At 30.6% G+C, this 15,472-nt stretch carries 12 protein-coding genes; 2 read left to right on the plus strand and 10 right to left on the minus strand.

The window, feature by feature from the left end:
• Positions 1-3 precede the first annotated feature (3 nt).
• The 5 genes from DMB65_RS09715 to DMB65_RS09735 form a co-directional block, all read right to left on the minus strand.
• On the minus strand, positions 4-828 hold the full coding sequence (locus DMB65_RS09715; RefSeq protein ID WP_110306461.1) for a hypothetical protein: 825 nt from the start codon (positions 826-828) through the stop codon (positions 4-6).
• A 439-nt stretch (positions 829-1,267) separates the two neighbouring features.
• Positions 1,268-2,596: a beta-1,3-glucanase family protein gene (locus DMB65_RS09720; protein ID WP_110306462.1), complete on the minus strand. Its 1,329-nt coding sequence runs from the start codon at positions 2,594-2,596 to the stop codon at positions 1,268-1,270.
• 219 nt (positions 2,597-2,815) lie between these two features.
• Positions 2,816-3,562 (minus strand): LytR/AlgR family response regulator transcription factor, encoded by a 747-nt coding sequence (locus tag DMB65_RS09725; RefSeq protein ID WP_110306463.1) that lies wholly within the window; start codon positions 3,560-3,562, stop codon positions 2,816-2,818.
• Entirely contained in the window at positions 3,549-5,291 is a 1,743-nt protein-coding gene (locus tag DMB65_RS09730; RefSeq protein WP_110306464.1) for an ATP-binding protein, read from the minus strand. The genes DMB65_RS09725 and DMB65_RS09730 overlap by 14 nt, the downstream gene beginning before the upstream one ends.
• An 88-nt stretch (positions 5,292-5,379) precedes the next feature.
• Entirely contained in the window at positions 5,380-5,886 is a 507-nt protein-coding gene (locus DMB65_RS09735) for a hypothetical protein (protein WP_110306465.1), read from the minus strand.
• 1,263 nt (positions 5,887-7,149) lie between these two features.
• Between DMB65_RS09735 and DMB65_RS09750 the strand changes: the two genes are divergently transcribed.
• Both DMB65_RS09750 and DMB65_RS09755 read left to right on the plus strand, forming a co-directional pair.
• The gene (locus DMB65_RS09750; protein WP_110306467.1) at positions 7,150-7,983 is read left to right on the plus strand and encodes a DNA adenine methylase; all 834 of its coding nucleotides are present in this window, start codon (positions 7,150-7,152) and stop codon (positions 7,981-7,983) included.
• Positions 7,958-10,246 carry a DGQHR domain-containing protein gene (locus tag DMB65_RS09755; RefSeq protein WP_230470639.1) on the plus strand — a complete coding sequence of 763 codons (2,289 nt, stop codon included), beginning with the start codon at positions 7,958-7,960 and terminating at the stop codon, positions 10,244-10,246. Before DMB65_RS09750 ends, DMB65_RS09755 begins: the two co-directional genes overlap by 26 nt.
• A gap of 40 nt (positions 10,247-10,286) precedes the next feature.
• Here the strand turns inward: DMB65_RS09755 and DMB65_RS09760 are convergent, their stop codons facing one another.
• The 5 genes from DMB65_RS09760 to DMB65_RS09780 form a co-directional block, all read right to left on the minus strand.
• Positions 10,287-11,246: a hypothetical protein gene (locus DMB65_RS09760; protein ID WP_110306469.1), complete on the minus strand. Its 960-nt coding sequence runs from the start codon at positions 11,244-11,246 to the stop codon at positions 10,287-10,289.
• Positions 11,243-13,129, minus strand: a complete 1,887-nt coding sequence (locus DMB65_RS09765; protein ID WP_110306470.1) for an ORC-CDC6 family AAA ATPase — start codon at positions 13,127-13,129, stop codon at positions 11,243-11,245. The genes DMB65_RS09760 and DMB65_RS09765 overlap by 4 nt, the downstream gene beginning before the upstream one ends.
• A 2-nt stretch (positions 13,130-13,131) precedes the next feature.
• Complete coding sequence (locus tag DMB65_RS09770; protein ID WP_110306471.1) at positions 13,132-14,283, minus strand: metallophosphoesterase family protein; 1,152 nt, start codon at positions 14,281-14,283, stop codon at positions 13,132-13,134.
• A gap of 115 nt (positions 14,284-14,398) precedes the next feature.
• Positions 14,399-14,896, minus strand: a complete 498-nt coding sequence (locus DMB65_RS09775; protein WP_110306472.1) for a CinA family protein — start codon at positions 14,894-14,896, stop codon at positions 14,399-14,401.
• Between the two features lie 35 nt (positions 14,897-14,931).
• A complete protein-coding gene (locus DMB65_RS09780) occupies positions 14,932-15,198 on the minus strand; it encodes a helix-turn-helix domain-containing protein (RefSeq protein ID WP_110306473.1) in 267 nt (88 codons plus the stop codon).
• Between the last annotated feature and the right edge of the window lie 274 nt (positions 15,199-15,472).

Here is a 15,472-nt window from a genome sequence, read left to right on the forward strand (position 1 = left end):
TTATTACCCTTGTAATTGTGGGTTTAAAACCCCAGCTGTAACGGTATAAATTAATCCATTAGGGCCTTCTTGCGCAAAACCAAAAATACCATATTCTCCTTCCTGATAAATTTGATTATCTCTTTCATCATAAGGTACAGCTGCCCATTTTAGAACGTCAGATGCTTTGACTTGGATGTTTTTTGTAGGATAATTCGAATCTGTTGGGCAAGATACTTCTATATTGAAAGCAGTCTCTTGAATTGTATTATCTGGAACAATAAACCAAGTTGGTGTTGGTCCTGAACCATTTTGTCCGGGAGGTATAGGTAAAGCTACTGCTCTGTTAATAGGGAATGAACCACTTCTTAATGTACCGCCAGTAATACTGGTTACATTGCAAAAAAGTTTGTTGCCATCTGCTACTCCTGGATCATTTTGACTTAAAGCGGACAATTGAAATACCGAATCATTTGCTGTACTTTGATTGTTTTCAAATTGAAAGTCTAAACTATTTAGTTGAATGTCTGCTGGAGCATTTAAGGAAAAAGTCATTACAAAATCGCCATTGTTAGCATTGATTTGATTTGTAATGTATTCGGTAACAATCCAATCAGGATTAGGACAACCTTGACTGAAATTCATTATGATGTTGTCTTTCGGAATTCCATTTATAAAACGAAACTCAAGTTTTGTAGGCTTTAAGTCTGACGGTAGGTTACAAAAACTCATTGTAAATTTCCCGTTGTTTGAATTGATTTGATTTTCTAAGTATTCAGTCACAGTATACCCTGGATTTTCCCCTTGCGTTAGCATCATTATTGTCTGAACTTGATTATTTGATTCCATAATTTCTATGATTTATTTAGTAGTTCCTACTCATAAGGCTTTTCGGATTTCACCCCGTTTTTATAGTGGTTTCTGAACTCCACTTTTAAATAAATGAGTAAAAATAAAACTAGCTAGCTTTTTAATTTCTTTAGTAAAAGTATTGTGGTATAATAGTTTAAATTAAAAAAATCCCATAAGTCTGAGTTTTTTATCCATAAGAAGGCGAAACTATGGAACAAGAATTTTTTGTCAATATTTTTACAATACAAAACAAAATAGGTTTCGCCTGTTAATTATAATATACAAAATGAGGCTGTCCGAAAAGTCGAAACTAGCCTCTGAGAATTGCACAAATAAAATTCGTCTCCAATAGGAATCCAAATATTTTAGTATAAAAAAGAGGCTGTCCATACTTTTCGGACAGCCTCGTTGGATTAAAGAAAAATGTATTAATTAATTAATTGTCTTCTGTAACATTAAGCAATGAAATTTGCAATGTATCTGCAATAGCAGGATTCACTGAAACCAATACAGGTGAAAAACGATCAGAATAAGCAAAATTATAAGCGTCAGAAAGTTTTTGTAAAACAGCAGCATATTGGTTGTAGTGCAAAGGGTTATTTTGCAAAGCACTAAATAGTGAAGCACCGGGTATGGAAAACCAATCAGTACTTGACATCGCTCCCACTTTTATTTTGCCAATTATTGTTTCAGAACCAATAGCTCCAATATTAAATCCTGCTAATAAATCTCCGGTTATCCACCCATAAACGTCGTTTGCAGGATTTTGTGAAGTTCCTCCATTAATTGAAAAAGAGGCATTGGCACCATAAATACCACTTGGATTGATTAAATCATTTTTTTTATAAACGATAGTTGTTGTCCCAACTACACTGCCTATAGTCCCGGTTAAAGTAATATCACCTGTATTGTCAATTGTAGCGGTTAAATTATAAGCTTGGGCACTTTGAGGCCCGGTGGTTGGTACATTTGGCCCAACGCCATTAAACTGACCTGCAATTGTGGCTATAATTCCATTTCCTAATCCAGGTATCACTTTTCCAACCATCGTATTGGGTCCAAAATTTTGAATCAGTGAGTTAAGATAGTCCTCAAAAAGATCATAAGGCGTAACTGGAACACCACCAATTGGCGGATAAGAAGAAGGCCCAATAACACGTGCAAAACCAGTTCCCGGTTGCGTTGGCAACTGTTCAAAACTGCCAGGGACAAGAGCAGGCAAAGCATTGCTTAAACCAGACTGTGGTGTAGCTGTAATAGCACTTAATTGTGTATAAATCATTTGAGAAGTTTTACCTGTTTTAATGCCATTATCTGCTTGTACAATTGCCTTATGCAAAAAAGTATCTAGCTGCATGGGAATACTCCAATAGTCAATACTGGTTAAATCGGCTACATCAGTCGGATTTCCATTAAACGTTAATTCCATTTTATCATAGCGAAGAAAAAAATTAGGGTCGGTAATATTTTGAGCAGGTTCATAACCCGCATTCAGAACAGACCATGTCTGACCATAAGATATATAAATCCTGCCACTAAAATTTTGAATGGACACTCCTGTACCTAAATCAGTTAAAGAATACCAGTTCCCTTTTCCTGCTTCTTTATTTAACGGTTGTATTTCGAGTTCTAAAGGTTGTAACTGATTTGGATCTGGGTAGTGTATGCTAAATAGAGCTGTATCACTTCCGGAAACAAAACCTATTGATACAAGTTTATCAGATAAGCCGCTGTTGTTCTTGAAAATTACTTTTAATGTTGCCATACTATTGTTTTTTTTAGTTTATGAACTATTTATAATTTTAGTCCAATAAAGGTAGTATGGCAAATTATCCGGATTAAAAAAAAAGGAACGAAACCGTGATTTTTTTGAATAAGAATAGAAAATCAGTCCTAAAAATTATTTTCTGATGTTTTACCGTAATGCAAAAAAAAACAAACCAGTCGAATGGATGTCTTTTTGGAACAAAGCAGAACACATCGATTATTTCAAAATATAGGTCTTGTTAATGATATCTTTGTATTTATCACTTAGTATCACTCTATGGTTTCCTTGTAGTATAATCAAATTATCTGAGGGAATAATCTCTGTTATTTTTTTAGTGTTCGCTATAAAATTTCTATGTGTCCTGCAAAAAACAGTACTGTCAAACAATTCTAAGATTTTGGTTAATGATATAAGGATAACAAATTTTTCTTTTTCTGTTATAATATTACAATATTTTTCTTCGACTTCAATATAGATAATATCACTGATATCGACCTTTTTTAGTAATTTACCTTTTTTAACAAATAAATATTCTTTGCTAATTACTGTATTTTCTTCTTCGCTCAAAAAAACATCATCCTGGGCATAGAATTTTTCGAAAGCCAACTCAAGAGCATATAAAAGTTCAAGCTCATTAAATGGTTTCATCAAATAACTAAACGGCTTTGTCAATTTTGCACGTTCAAATATTTTTCTGTCTGTAGAACTCGTTAAAAAAACAAAAGGCTTTGAAGCATTGGGATCGGCATTGATACTTTCCGCAAAAGCAAGACCATCGGGCAAACCATTCAAAAAAATATCAATTATGACTATGTCAACCTTATTGTTATAAAACAGGGATAAAGCATCTTTATGATTTGTAGCCAGCCCTGCAATTGTATAGTTATTGGCTTGTAATCCTTTTATTAGAGCATCACTTTCTGATGGTTTGTCCTCAATAATTAATACATTAATATTGTCCATTGTGGTACTTTTTAGCCAAAGATACGATGATTTTTGTTCCTTTTCCTAATTCGCTTTCTATATCCAGTTTCCCGTTATTTTTTTGGATCATTGATTTACACAACTGCATTCCCAAACCAGTACCAATTATTTCTGCATTCTCTTTTTTAGACATTAATGTGGTTTCTTTCAAAAGAGATGTTCGTGTGTTTTCGCTCATGCCTATCCCATTATCTTCAATAATCAACTCGCAATAGTCCTCATTAGTATTTTGAGTATAAATTTTTAAGATTCCATTCTCTTTTGAAAATTTAATCGCATTGTCTAAAAAATTACGAAGTATTATTTTTAAAGATTCCTGATCGGCAAAAACAATATCTTTCTTAGAAACTGAATTTTCAAAAACAAGATTTTTTTCAGATATTAAAGGGAGATAATTATAAGCCATCAGCTCTACAATAAAATACAAACGCATGGAAGTTACCTCAAAGAAAGATTGTTTTGTCTGAAGCAGAACCCAGTGCAATAAATTATCCAATAAGTTATAAGTACCATTTGCAATAGCACTGTTTTGATGTAAAAGAGAATCCAGTTCGTCCAGATTTTTAGTAGCTAAATTTTCCCGTAATTTAGTATTACTGGTTTTCATTGCATTGACAGAGGAACGCAAATCATGACTTACTATAGAAAACAAGGTATCTTTAGTATCATTCAATTCATCAAGTGCCTCTTTCTGGGTTAAGATGATTTTGTTGGTTTTTATTTTTTCCCTGTAAAAATAAACAGCCGTTCCTAATAGTAATAACAGGACAATGGATGAGTAGAAGAACCCATTTCTTTCGGCTATTTTAATTCTATTTTCGGCTTGAAGCAAACCTACTTCTTTTTGTTTTTGTTTTATTGCAAATTGTTTCTCTAGCTCTGCAACTTCCCATATTTTATTTTGATTGTTCAAAGAATCTTTCCATTGATCATATTCTTCTCTGTATATTAATGCTTTTGCAAAATGGTTACGATTTTTTTCTACTACAGCCATATTGAGTGCTGCATTTTGCTTTAATTGGTAATTTTTTACTTTTTTGGAGAGATGATACGCTTTCTCAAAATAAGGAATAGCCAGATTATCTTTGTATTGGTCATAGTATAATGTGGCAATATCTCCATAAGAGCCTACCAATATTGAAGAATCATTTTGTTTTTCTTCTAATTTTATACTCTGAAGTAAATAATGTTCAGCTTTTTTAAACTCTTTTAAATGCAAATAACACAGCCCCAGATTGTGTTTTACACTACTTTTTTTTATACCCAAAAGCTCATCTTCATGGAGTTTTTCAATTTCCTGAAAGTAATTAATCGCCTCTTTGAATTTTTTTTCTTCCAAAACTATTTGACCAAGGAGCATTTTACTGTGATTAAAGAATTCAAAATCTTTAGAAATTGAAGTAAATTCCTTTTTGCTTTCCTTAAAAATTTTTTTCTCTTTAAAACTAAATCCTCTAAAAAAATGGCAAAAGTTTTCAATCTCCTTATTTTGATTCCCGATGCTCAACTGTTTCATCGAGTAAACTAAAGTCGAATCCCATTCTTTTTGCAAAAAAAAATATTGTGCTTTATTAAAATTAGATTCACCCATGATTTTTTTGCTTTTCGCTATAATTTCTTTTTCAAAAGCACTATGGTTTTGTTGAGAAAAAAACAATTGAGGAAAAAGTAAAAAAATAAAGATTACTATTTTAGAAACAACTTTCATTTGCTAATTTTTGTTAGCAATTTAGTCAAAATATATAAAAAAACAGAGACTAACTAAGCCTCTGTTTTTTTATATATTTCCCTGATTATCATAAACCAGTTTGCACTGTCGTTACTGTTCCTCTGGAACCTATTGGATCTTCATCCCATAAAAAACAAACAATTTCCTTTAATTTTAAAAGGTCCGGTATTGGCAAGTCTTTAGGCAATATCCCATTGTGAGTATAATCTTTAGGATTCGCTTTAAAATTCAATTGAAAAACATCGAATTTTGAACATGGTTCAGGAGCTACATTATAGCATACATAAAAATTAGCATACGGTGTTTCATCGTTAGTATAACTAAAATCCTGTATGACTGTCAATTGCTTAGGTGTGACTTTTGCTTTTTTACTAATAAATACGACAATACTAATCTGCATCTTGTGTTTTTTATTTATTGTTACTTGCGCAATCGGAGGTAGCGGTTTTTTATGTCTGGGGTTAGGGAATTTTATTCGATATCCCAAGCGCTTTACTTTAACTCCTTTTATTTTAATACCGGCCGGTTTTTCTATTGGCACGCAAGAAGTATCTTGTTGATCTGTTGTACTCATAATTATTTGTTTTTAGATTAAAATTTCTATTAAATTAAAAAATAAGATTCCGTTTTAACAAGAGCCTGTTTTCTAGTTCTAATACAATATATAATTGCTTACTTATTGTTTATTCTGCTTCTTATTCAACAGTTTCGTTGAACGTGTATTTGTAGTACAGACCACTTGTCAATAGGATAAAAAACGGATCCGTTAATCTCGTTCACCGCCTGATAGCGTTTAGCATTCATAAATACAAACGCCAAGACTAAATACGAATACTGAGCAGTACTTTGTCATTTTGTTTGTCAGATTTGATTAATTTACTTTGACAATCAAAATTTTAAGAACCTAGGCTATTTTAAAATACCGGAGTTCCCTAATGATTTTTTTCTTTCGCAGGAACAAATCGAATTGATCGGGTGTAAAAGCAATTAATTGCTGTACAAAGAAAATTAAAAGGATAACTTTTATTGAGTAAATTGGTACGAAGAGGTCTTTTTTTGGAACGAAGTAAAAATTAAATTCGGCAATCAAAGATATAAAGGTCATGATTATCTTGATTGAAATGAAGACTTTTTGAATTAAAAGCATTTAGAAGCCAATTTAGAGGAGTAAGAAAAATAGATTTCTTCCTGTTCAGATTATCCAATCTTTTTGCCTAATCCTCAACTTTTGAACCTGAGCACTCAAAAACCAATTTAATACAAAAACAAAAAAGCCACTCGATTTGAGTGGCTTTTGATGTGAACGCAGAAGGATTCGAACCAAAGGTCACAAACCCGTAACAACACTATACTTTCAGTAATTTCAAAAACCGTTTGCCACGATCTTGCCACATTTATTTTAGATGTTTTACAACAACTATTTATTGATTCTAGAGAATATTATAATTCTATAGCAAATGTAAACATTTGATCACAAATTCCAATTGTAAATTAATTTCAAGTACTGATAAACTTTTATTTTAAATCCCACAATTAACATTTTTTCTAGATTTTAATGAATTTTATTGTTGAATTATGGATTTCCGTAATTCAATACCCAAAGATAAATTTACTTTTATAAAAATTAAATGAATGAAAATAATAGTTTGTTATTAAAAGCTACTCAGATACTGAAGTAAATTTTTTATTATATTATAAAACTTAACTCCAGTTAATGTATTTACTAAATTAAACTTTAGAGTCCTGTGTATGGCAGTACCAATATTGACAATAAATGTTATTTTTTATAAAAAAAATATATCTTTGGTATTTAACCTCAAAATAATTAATCTAATTTATGATTACTCAAGAAAAAGCAGTAGGCAAACCCTTTTTAAGATGGGCTGGAGGTAAAAGGTGGCTTACAAGTCAGATTGAGACAATTATTCCTAAAGATTTTAATAATTATTTCGAACCCTTTTTAGGAGGAGCTTCAATATATATTTATTTAAAGAAAAATAACCTAATCAAAAATAATTCTTTTTTATCTGACGCAAATCAAGATCTGATTAATGCGTATAATATGATTGCAAAAGATCCTCAGAAGGTTATAGATATTTTAAAAAAGTATAAAAACGAAAAAGAACAATATTATATTTTAAGAGATTTAGAACCTGAGAATGATATCGAAAAAGCCGCAAGGTTTATTTATTTAAATAAAACTTCTTATAATGGTATTTATAGAGTAAATAGAAATGGTAAATATAATGTTCCTTATGGAGATAGGAAAATTATAAACTTATTTGATTTTGAAAACATAGAAAATGTCTCGAAAATTTTAAATAAAGAAACAATTTTGATATCTCATGATTTTGAATTAATAAAAACTCAAATTCAGCCATTAGATCTAATATTTTTAGACCCTCCCTATACAGTCGCACATGAAAATAATGGTTTCGTGGAATACAATCAATCTATTTTTACATGGGATGATCAAAAAAGACTTGCAAATTTATTACAGCACATTAATGAAGTTGGTGCTTTTTTTATAATGACTAACGCAAAACATGACTCGATAGATGAACTTTTTTCTCCCTATGGAAAGCATAGTATACTATCTAGGCAGAGCCTAATAGGCGGAAAAGGCGCGAAAAGGCAAAACATTAATGAATACATTTTTAAGAATTTTTAATATGCAACAAAACCTTAAAATTGAACTACTTGGAAAACTTGTAACTGAAAAAAACATTTCTTCTCAAATTTCTTTACGAAATAAGTCCCATATTTATGAAACTATTTCGAATGAAGAAACGATTTTAAATTTAAAAGTAGAGGAAGGTTGGGAAATAGACCGAACGTATTCAAAAACAATTAAAATAAAAAAAAAGAAGCCACTTGATCAATTTTTTGAAGATAGAGTTTGGACCTTATTTGCTAAATTTGGTTTTACTATTTTAAATAAGGATAGGTTTTTTAATCTTCCCTATGATAAAACCAATGATTCGCTAACTCAACAAATAGATGTTTTTGCCAAAGATAAAGAGACAATAATTCTTGTTGAATGCAGGACTGCTATACAAAACAAAAGAGGTGATTTTAAAAAAGAATTAGAAGCAACGTCAGGTAAAATTCAAGGACTTATTAATTCCGTAAGGTCACTTTTTCCGGATGAAAAATTAAAATTTAAATATATTCTAGCAACGCATAATTTTTCAATTAATGAAAATGATATCGCTCGACTTGAAAATATAAACGGTATTCACTTTGACGAAAGTAATATCGAATACTATTATGAGTTAATTTCTCAATTAGGTAATGCTGCCAAGTATCAATTATTAGGATCACTATTTTATGGACAAGACATTCCGGAACTTGAAAATAAGGTACCTGCAGTTAGAGGGGAAATGGGTGGACATACTTATTATGCATTTTCAATTGAGCCAGGAAAACTTTTGAAAATGGGCTATGTTTTACATAGGAATAAGGCAAATATTAACATGATGCCTACATATCAAAGACTCATTAAAAAACAAAGACTAAAAGAAATTAAAACATTTATTGATGAAAAAAAGGGCTACTTTCCAAATTCAATTGTTATTAGTATAGATACGAATAAGAAAGACTTACAGTTTGATAGAGCTAATACTCAGGTTCAATCTACTATATCTGATGTTGGAATTTTACATTTGCCCCGAAAATATCGCTCTGCATATATTATTGATGGTCAACATAGACTATATGGCTATGCAGATTCAATCTATAAAGATAAAAATACAATTCCTGTAGTAGCATTTATAAATCTTGATAGAAGCGAACAAGTAAGGATTTTTATGGAAATTAATGAAAATCAAAAGGCAGTTTCCAAAAATTTAAGATTAACATTAAATTCTGACTTACTTTGGACTTCTACATTCTATACTGATCAACAAAAAGCCATGTATTCTAGGATTGCAATAACTTTAGGTGAAGATAGGAAATCTGCATTGTTTGATAAAATTTCCATTGGAGAGGATAAAAAAATAATAACATCCGAAGCCATTGTAAACGCTCTAAATAAAACAAATTTTTTCGGTAAAGTAAGTAAAAATAAAATTGAAAAATTAGGAACCTTTTTTAAAGGAAATATTGACGATGGGTACAATTCCCTATCAAATTTTCTATTAAAATCTTTTACATACTTGGAAGAAAACTTAGAAGACGAATGGAGTAATAAGGAAAGTATCTTATTAATTAATAAAGGTGTATCTTCAATCATCAGGGTTCTTAGCGACATATGTGATCATATTTCTTTGAACCATTCGATAATAAATTCTGATAATTATTTCTCTAAAACTAAACATTTTTTAGATGCTATAATACTTTTCTATGTTAATCTTGATGATGAGATTAAGGAAGATCTTAGAAAAACATATGGACAAGGGGGAGATTTGAAATACTGGCGAACTCTTCAGAAATTCATTAGAGATACTTACGATGAATTTAAACCGATTGGTCTAGACGAATATCTACAAAAGGAAAAAAGGGAATTCAATGAAGAGGCTTTTAAAATAATACGAGAAATTGAACAATTTCTCAATAAAGATTTTGAAAAAAAACTCGAATCTAAATTTGGAACTCAGTGGTTCTCAAAAGGAATTCCATTACCTATTCAAAAAAAGTCTACTGAATTAGCCCTAGAAAAAAATTATAGAAAGGAAGACGGAGAGAATGACTCATCACCATGGGACTGCCTACATTTAATTGACTATAGAGAGATAGCTCGTAAAAATTGGCCAGATTTATTTGAAAAGGAATATACATTACCTCCCGAAAAGAAAATTTCGGGAGGAAGTGAAGCTAAGACTAAATGGTTTGAGAAATTAAATACATTAAGAAATAAAAATTTTCATTCTTACTCTGTCGTAAAGGATGAAATCGAATATCTAAGGGAATTAAAATCATTTTTGATTAAATAATTTAATCGTCTTCTTTTAAATAAATTTTTAAGTTCAGTTTTTAACTTTCTAAATCACTCTCAAAAGTTACTCTGTAAATTGATATTTTTCCATCCGGTTCTTTATCAATTGCAGTTTTTGATGCTTTACTAGAACTTATTCGCCAGACATCAGTATTTTCTACCTTAATAGATTCTATTAAACATAATAAACTAAAGATTTTAGGTCCACAGGGAGCTAGTACTATTCTGTGAGATTGAACTAAATCCACAACTAATGTATGCAGCAATTTTGCGGTAATTTTCAAATTTAAAATTGGATATTCAAATATATTTTCTTTCTTAACTTCTGTAAGTAACACACTATTCTCTACTTTTACTGTTTGACTAAATTCTTCTGCATACGAAGAATCTGAAATAAAAACATAACTCTCAGCATCAAGATATTGTGCTAAACCAGTTGCTTTGTCTTTTTCATAACCTAGTCCAATTATTAATGCAGTCGGCTTATCTGGAATGGAAATATTGCTAAATCCCTCTAATGGATCAACACTTAGGGTTAAATTTTCACCTTTCAAAGGAGCAGTATAAATTGAGTGTGAGTAAGCATAATATAGATTTACTCTTCTGATTTTTGAATCTTCCAAATAACAATTAAAGTAATTTAAGAAGGAAGAAAACCAGATACTTGTCATACTTGAATAATCAATAAGAATATTGATATCACCTTCTTTACTTTTTTCAAAAAAAGCATTTAAGGTATTTATTATTTCAACGCCAGATTCACCTTCGGATAATATAAAATTGCAACTAGAATCTTTTTCATAAAATAATTTATTTTCATTTGTTTTAAGCCTTGCTTCATTTTCAAATTCCAAGACATGGCTAACCTCTGACTTAACATCATGCTTAGATTTAAAAAAAATCGATCTCTTTTCATATCCACATGCAAAATATGAAATATCAAATTTTATTTCAGATAATTGGTCTTCAGTTATTTGTTGGGTCGTAATTAGTTTCATAGTTCTTCTGAAAATAAGTTCGGAGTAATTTCTCCCTTTTTTCCGTCTTTTAAAATTGTACTTAATTGTCTTGATCCATATTCTCTTATTGGTAATTTAAAATTAGGATACAGTAAATACGATAACCTGAAGCGTTTTTCAAAAATGCCATTTTCTGAAAGAGCTTCCTTAGGATCAATATAAACAAAGGCTCCTAGCCTAATTCCTAAATTAACCAAACTAATAATTTTTTCATTTACTCCGTCGTCGACAATAAAAGACCCAACAGGCTCAATCGTAAAATCTTTACTAAAAAAATAACTGCCAAAATAACTGCCAATCTGCACGATAAGTTTTCCTAAGTTCTGAACTTTTCCATATAATTCAATACTAGCATCAGGATGTGAAGAAATTATTTGTAAATGTCGTTGAGAGATTCTATAGATTATAGTTGACTGCTTTTCTGGCGTAATTTCTTCAATCGTTTCACGCGGATTAATTTTTAATAATTCATCTATCAATGCTGTTAAAAATCTAGGATTTCCGTCGCAGATTTCATAAACATTATTTGTTCCAAAATAAAATGGAATGTTTTTTCTTCCAATTATATTATTATTTCTTAAAAATTGGCTCCTATAAATTATTATTGGCTTCATTTTCCTAAAGACTGGCCCCATTTGCCTCTCATCTGATGGGGCTGGAGATTGAAAGGAAATACTTTTTTTATCGAGAAATAAGCGAAAGGTTTTGTCATTTTGAGCTAGATATTTAGTTAAGTGCCACATTAAAGTTCCTTTTTTAAAATTTGAATCCCAGGAATCATTATTGTCAGGCACAATTTCCTTCTGATTTGATAACTTCATGCTCTTAAGGATTTTTTCAATATCATAAATCCCAAAAATCTTTTCAGGCACGATTTCCCTACCGTGATAGTTTTTAATCTTCGTTGCTGCCAGTTTACTAGCAAATTCATTCCATTTTACAAATCCATTTCTATCGTATGTCCATGCTCGTATTACATTATAATCATTGGAGTCACTTGACTCTAATGCTATATCCCTACTGTCTACAATAGATTTCTCGATTTTTACGATAGGAGTAGACGTTAATTTATATAATATACTTTGATCACCTCTACTTCTAAGTTGACTTATTAAATTTTCTTGTAGCCATTCGGGAGCAAGTTCTAACTCATCAAAACAAAGCGCCCACCTAAAATGTGATTTCTTAAAAGATATATCTGACTGAAAATTCTTTTTGAATGCAAAAAAAGAGCTACTTGTAAGATCATAAAAATCTGAATGAAAATAATCTGGCAGTTCACTAAAGTTAATTGTATTGGTTAATTTAGTTTTATTTATAATCTTATTAATTTGTCCTAGTCTTTCTTTTATTGATAACTCAATTGCAACTAAATCCGGAGAAATCGGCGTTTCTAATTGAAAAATACGAATTAAATCAATACACAGATTTCTTTTGTTTTTTAAAAAATCTTCATCTTCCCTGTTTTCAATTTCTAAAAGTTGAAAAAATGTGTTAACAACTGATTTAATAACATTAGTATTTACAATAACTTTGGATATGATATTTGAGAAAGCTGGTAACAGCGGAAATGAATTTGCTAATTGATTTAATTGTTTCTTCCACTGATTATCAGTTGGAACATACACTCCATAAAAAGGTAAATCTATTTTGTCATTTCCAGGTATGTTATTCCATATATTTATTGTCTGAGGCATTAACATCTTTAAAAGTGTTGTTTTACCGCAACCTCTCGGACCAAGCAGAAGTGAATGATTAACTTGTAATAGATCTGCGTACTGAGGGTTTTCAATAAAAGAATTAGCTATTTCATCAGGAGATAAATTCCTTGCATTAAAGGAATGATAAAGAGTTGTTTCCATACTTAGTTAATTTGCTTATTGATACTAGCTTTATCCCCACATCTTATTCCTGGTAAGACTTCAATTGAAAAATCTGAAATAAGTTTATTCTGCAAATCTTGTTGTTGATCAGGTCTCAAAAAAGATATAGCGTCAATATCTTCCTTTAGTAATCTCAAATTACTTATCTCAATATTTTTTTTTATCATCCAATCATTTATTGCAGATGCCAAATCATTAATCTCACCCTTAAATCCATATCCGGTAATATTTGGAAATCCTGAGCTACTATTATTTATATGCCATCCACTAACTGGCCCATAATCCCAGCTTTTAACTATTCCCTTGTGGTCAAAAATTTCAACTATATGGAACATATTTTCTGACTCCGTTTCATTCAAATTTTCTAAACATGAAAAACTTCCGGCACATAAAATTGACACGTCGTTAAGAGTACGAAGCATAGGCTCATGTTTATGTCCATGGATATATAGACTAAATGCATACTCGTTTAACAATTTCAACAACTTATCGCCTTTATCAATAAAATCCGAGTCGCTAAAGTCCGCATTTGAATGATTTGTGGGATGATGATGAGACATTGCAATACCAATTTTCGACTTATCAGTTTTTTCCAGTCTTTCCTTAATCTTTTCAAGTGTAGCTTCATCAATACTTACCTTCTTACTTGTAGTAGTATTAAAATGATCATGTACACTATTGAAAATCAATAATCTATATTGTTCTTCTTCAATTACGGTAAAATTGTCTGCCCAAAATTCTTTTTGATCGCTTGGAGAAATAACAGGATAATTAGTCTTTAAAGTCTTAGCGACAGAAAATGCTTGTTCGGGCTTTTCAGCACGTGATGCTACATCATGATTACCTAAAGTTGCAAAAATTGATTTTGCATTTAGAGCATTGGCTATTTCCTCTACATACCGCCAACCCGAGTGATATCCTATTTTGTTTACTTGATCAGCAATATCTCCAGGACAGAGAAGAATGTCTACCTCTAACTGATCTTTTTTTATTAACGTTTTAAGTGCTTCAACAGGATGTCTTACTGTGGGAATACCAGGCGTATCGGGATGTAATCTGGTAATTGCGCGGCGATCAATATTATCCGTGCAATGTAAGTCACTGACAATTGCAATTTTTAATTTTTTTATCATTAAAATTAAGGTTTATAACTATCCATTCAAAAAAACTTAAAATTGTAATTCAGAAACTTTTTGAAATGTTAAGGCTACATTATTGGGTTTAATAAGTATGGGTTTTGTAATGTATCTATATTTTCTTCCCTACTACTACTTCTATTATATAATTAAAAATTGCTTCTACAGCACCATCTCTAATTAAATTTCTTTCATTTTTTAATATAATTTCGGAGAATTCAAAAAATGAATTTTTATACATTATAACAACATAGATTTGCCCTATCGCCTTATCAACATAATAGCCATTAACTGATGCGGAAGCTACTCCAGTAACGGCAACATACAAATCAGCAGTAGGAAACAAATTAAAAATTCCGTTAACCATTTCTCTTGTTACCTCAAAAGATTCCGCAGTTTTATCGTGTAATGTTTGATTACTTACACCTAGAACTTTATTTTTAAACTCTGGATTATAACTAACGATACTTCCTAAAAGCACAGATGAAGCACCAGGTATCGAAATTATTGTACTTGCCAATAATCCGCCAGTAATACTTTCAGCACAAACAATTTTGATTTGTTTTGATGTTAATAATGCTACAAAATCTTCTATTTTTTTTGTTTCCACAAATTATTTCTTTTATAAATTCAAAATCTAACAAATTACTCTTCTAATTTGATATTACTATCTTTAAAGTAAAATTCAAAATCAAAAACTGTTTGAGGTGAAAGCTGTAGCCCTTTTATCAACTCGTAAACAGTTGAAAGTTTTATATTAACTTCTCCTTTTTCATATTTTGCTATATCACTATGATCTAAATCACACCTTTGAGCTAACTGTCGTAAACTTAATTTTTGATCAGTCCTAAGCTTTTCAATTTGCTTTCCAAATAAAATTCGAAATTCAGTTCTATTGTCTTCGTTTGACATACGATTATTATTTGTAAGGCAATTTCTGTAGTATTTTATAAATTAATGTGGGTGCTAAAGCCCACTTTAATTTATTTTTATTATATTTGCTTTTGAATACATATATTTGCGATTCTTCATTAAAAAAATTTGAAGCATTCGCTTAGAATCTCGCACTAGAAAACTGGTAATTTTTGCAACGGGATAATAAGTAAGATGCTCACGTCATTGGCGTGGGCTCACTTATTGTTGCTCGGTATACCAGTACCTCTAGTGCAGTAAGATGAGTTCTACG

The organism is Flavobacterium cheongpyeongense, from assembly GCF_003202435.1.
Lineage (GTDB): Bacteria > Bacteroidota > Bacteroidia > Flavobacteriales > Flavobacteriaceae > Flavobacterium > Flavobacterium cheongpyeongense.

Excerpts from the sequence above, each read along its gene's own strand:
- DMB65_RS09715 (WP_110306461.1), bottom strand. The coding sequence starts at position 828 with ATGGAATCAAATAATCAAGTTCAGACAATAATGATGCTAACGCAAGGG.
- DMB65_RS09780 (WP_110306473.1), bottom strand. The coding sequence starts at position 15,198 with ATGTCAAACGAAGACAATAGAACTGAATTTCGAATTTTATTTGGAAAG.
- DMB65_RS09750 (WP_110306467.1), top strand. The coding sequence starts at position 7,150 with ATGATTACTCAAGAAAAAGCAGTAGGCAAACCCTTTTTAAGATGGGCT.
- DMB65_RS09735 (WP_110306465.1), bottom strand. The coding sequence starts at position 5,886 with ATGAGTACAACAGATCAACAAGATACTTCTTGCGTGCCAATAGAAAAA.
- DMB65_RS09770 (WP_110306471.1), bottom strand. The coding sequence starts at position 14,283 with ATGATAAAAAAATTAAAAATTGCAATTGTCAGTGACTTACATTGCACG.
- DMB65_RS09755 (WP_230470639.1), top strand. The coding sequence starts at position 7,958 with ATGAATACATTTTTAAGAATTTTTAATATGCAACAAAACCTTAAAATT.
- DMB65_RS09765 (WP_110306470.1), bottom strand. The coding sequence starts at position 13,129 with ATGGAAACAACTCTTTATCATTCCTTTAATGCAAGGAATTTATCTCCT.
- DMB65_RS09720 (WP_110306462.1), bottom strand. The coding sequence starts at position 2,596 with ATGGCAACATTAAAAGTAATTTTCAAGAACAACAGCGGCTTATCTGAT.
- DMB65_RS09760 (WP_110306469.1), bottom strand. The coding sequence starts at position 11,246 with ATGAAACTAATTACGACCCAACAAATAACTGAAGACCAATTATCTGAA.
- DMB65_RS09730 (WP_110306464.1), bottom strand. The coding sequence starts at position 5,291 with ATGAAAGTTGTTTCTAAAATAGTAATCTTTATTTTTTTACTTTTTCCT.
- DMB65_RS09725 (WP_110306463.1), bottom strand. The coding sequence starts at position 3,562 with ATGGACAATATTAATGTATTAATTATTGAGGACAAACCATCAGAAAGT.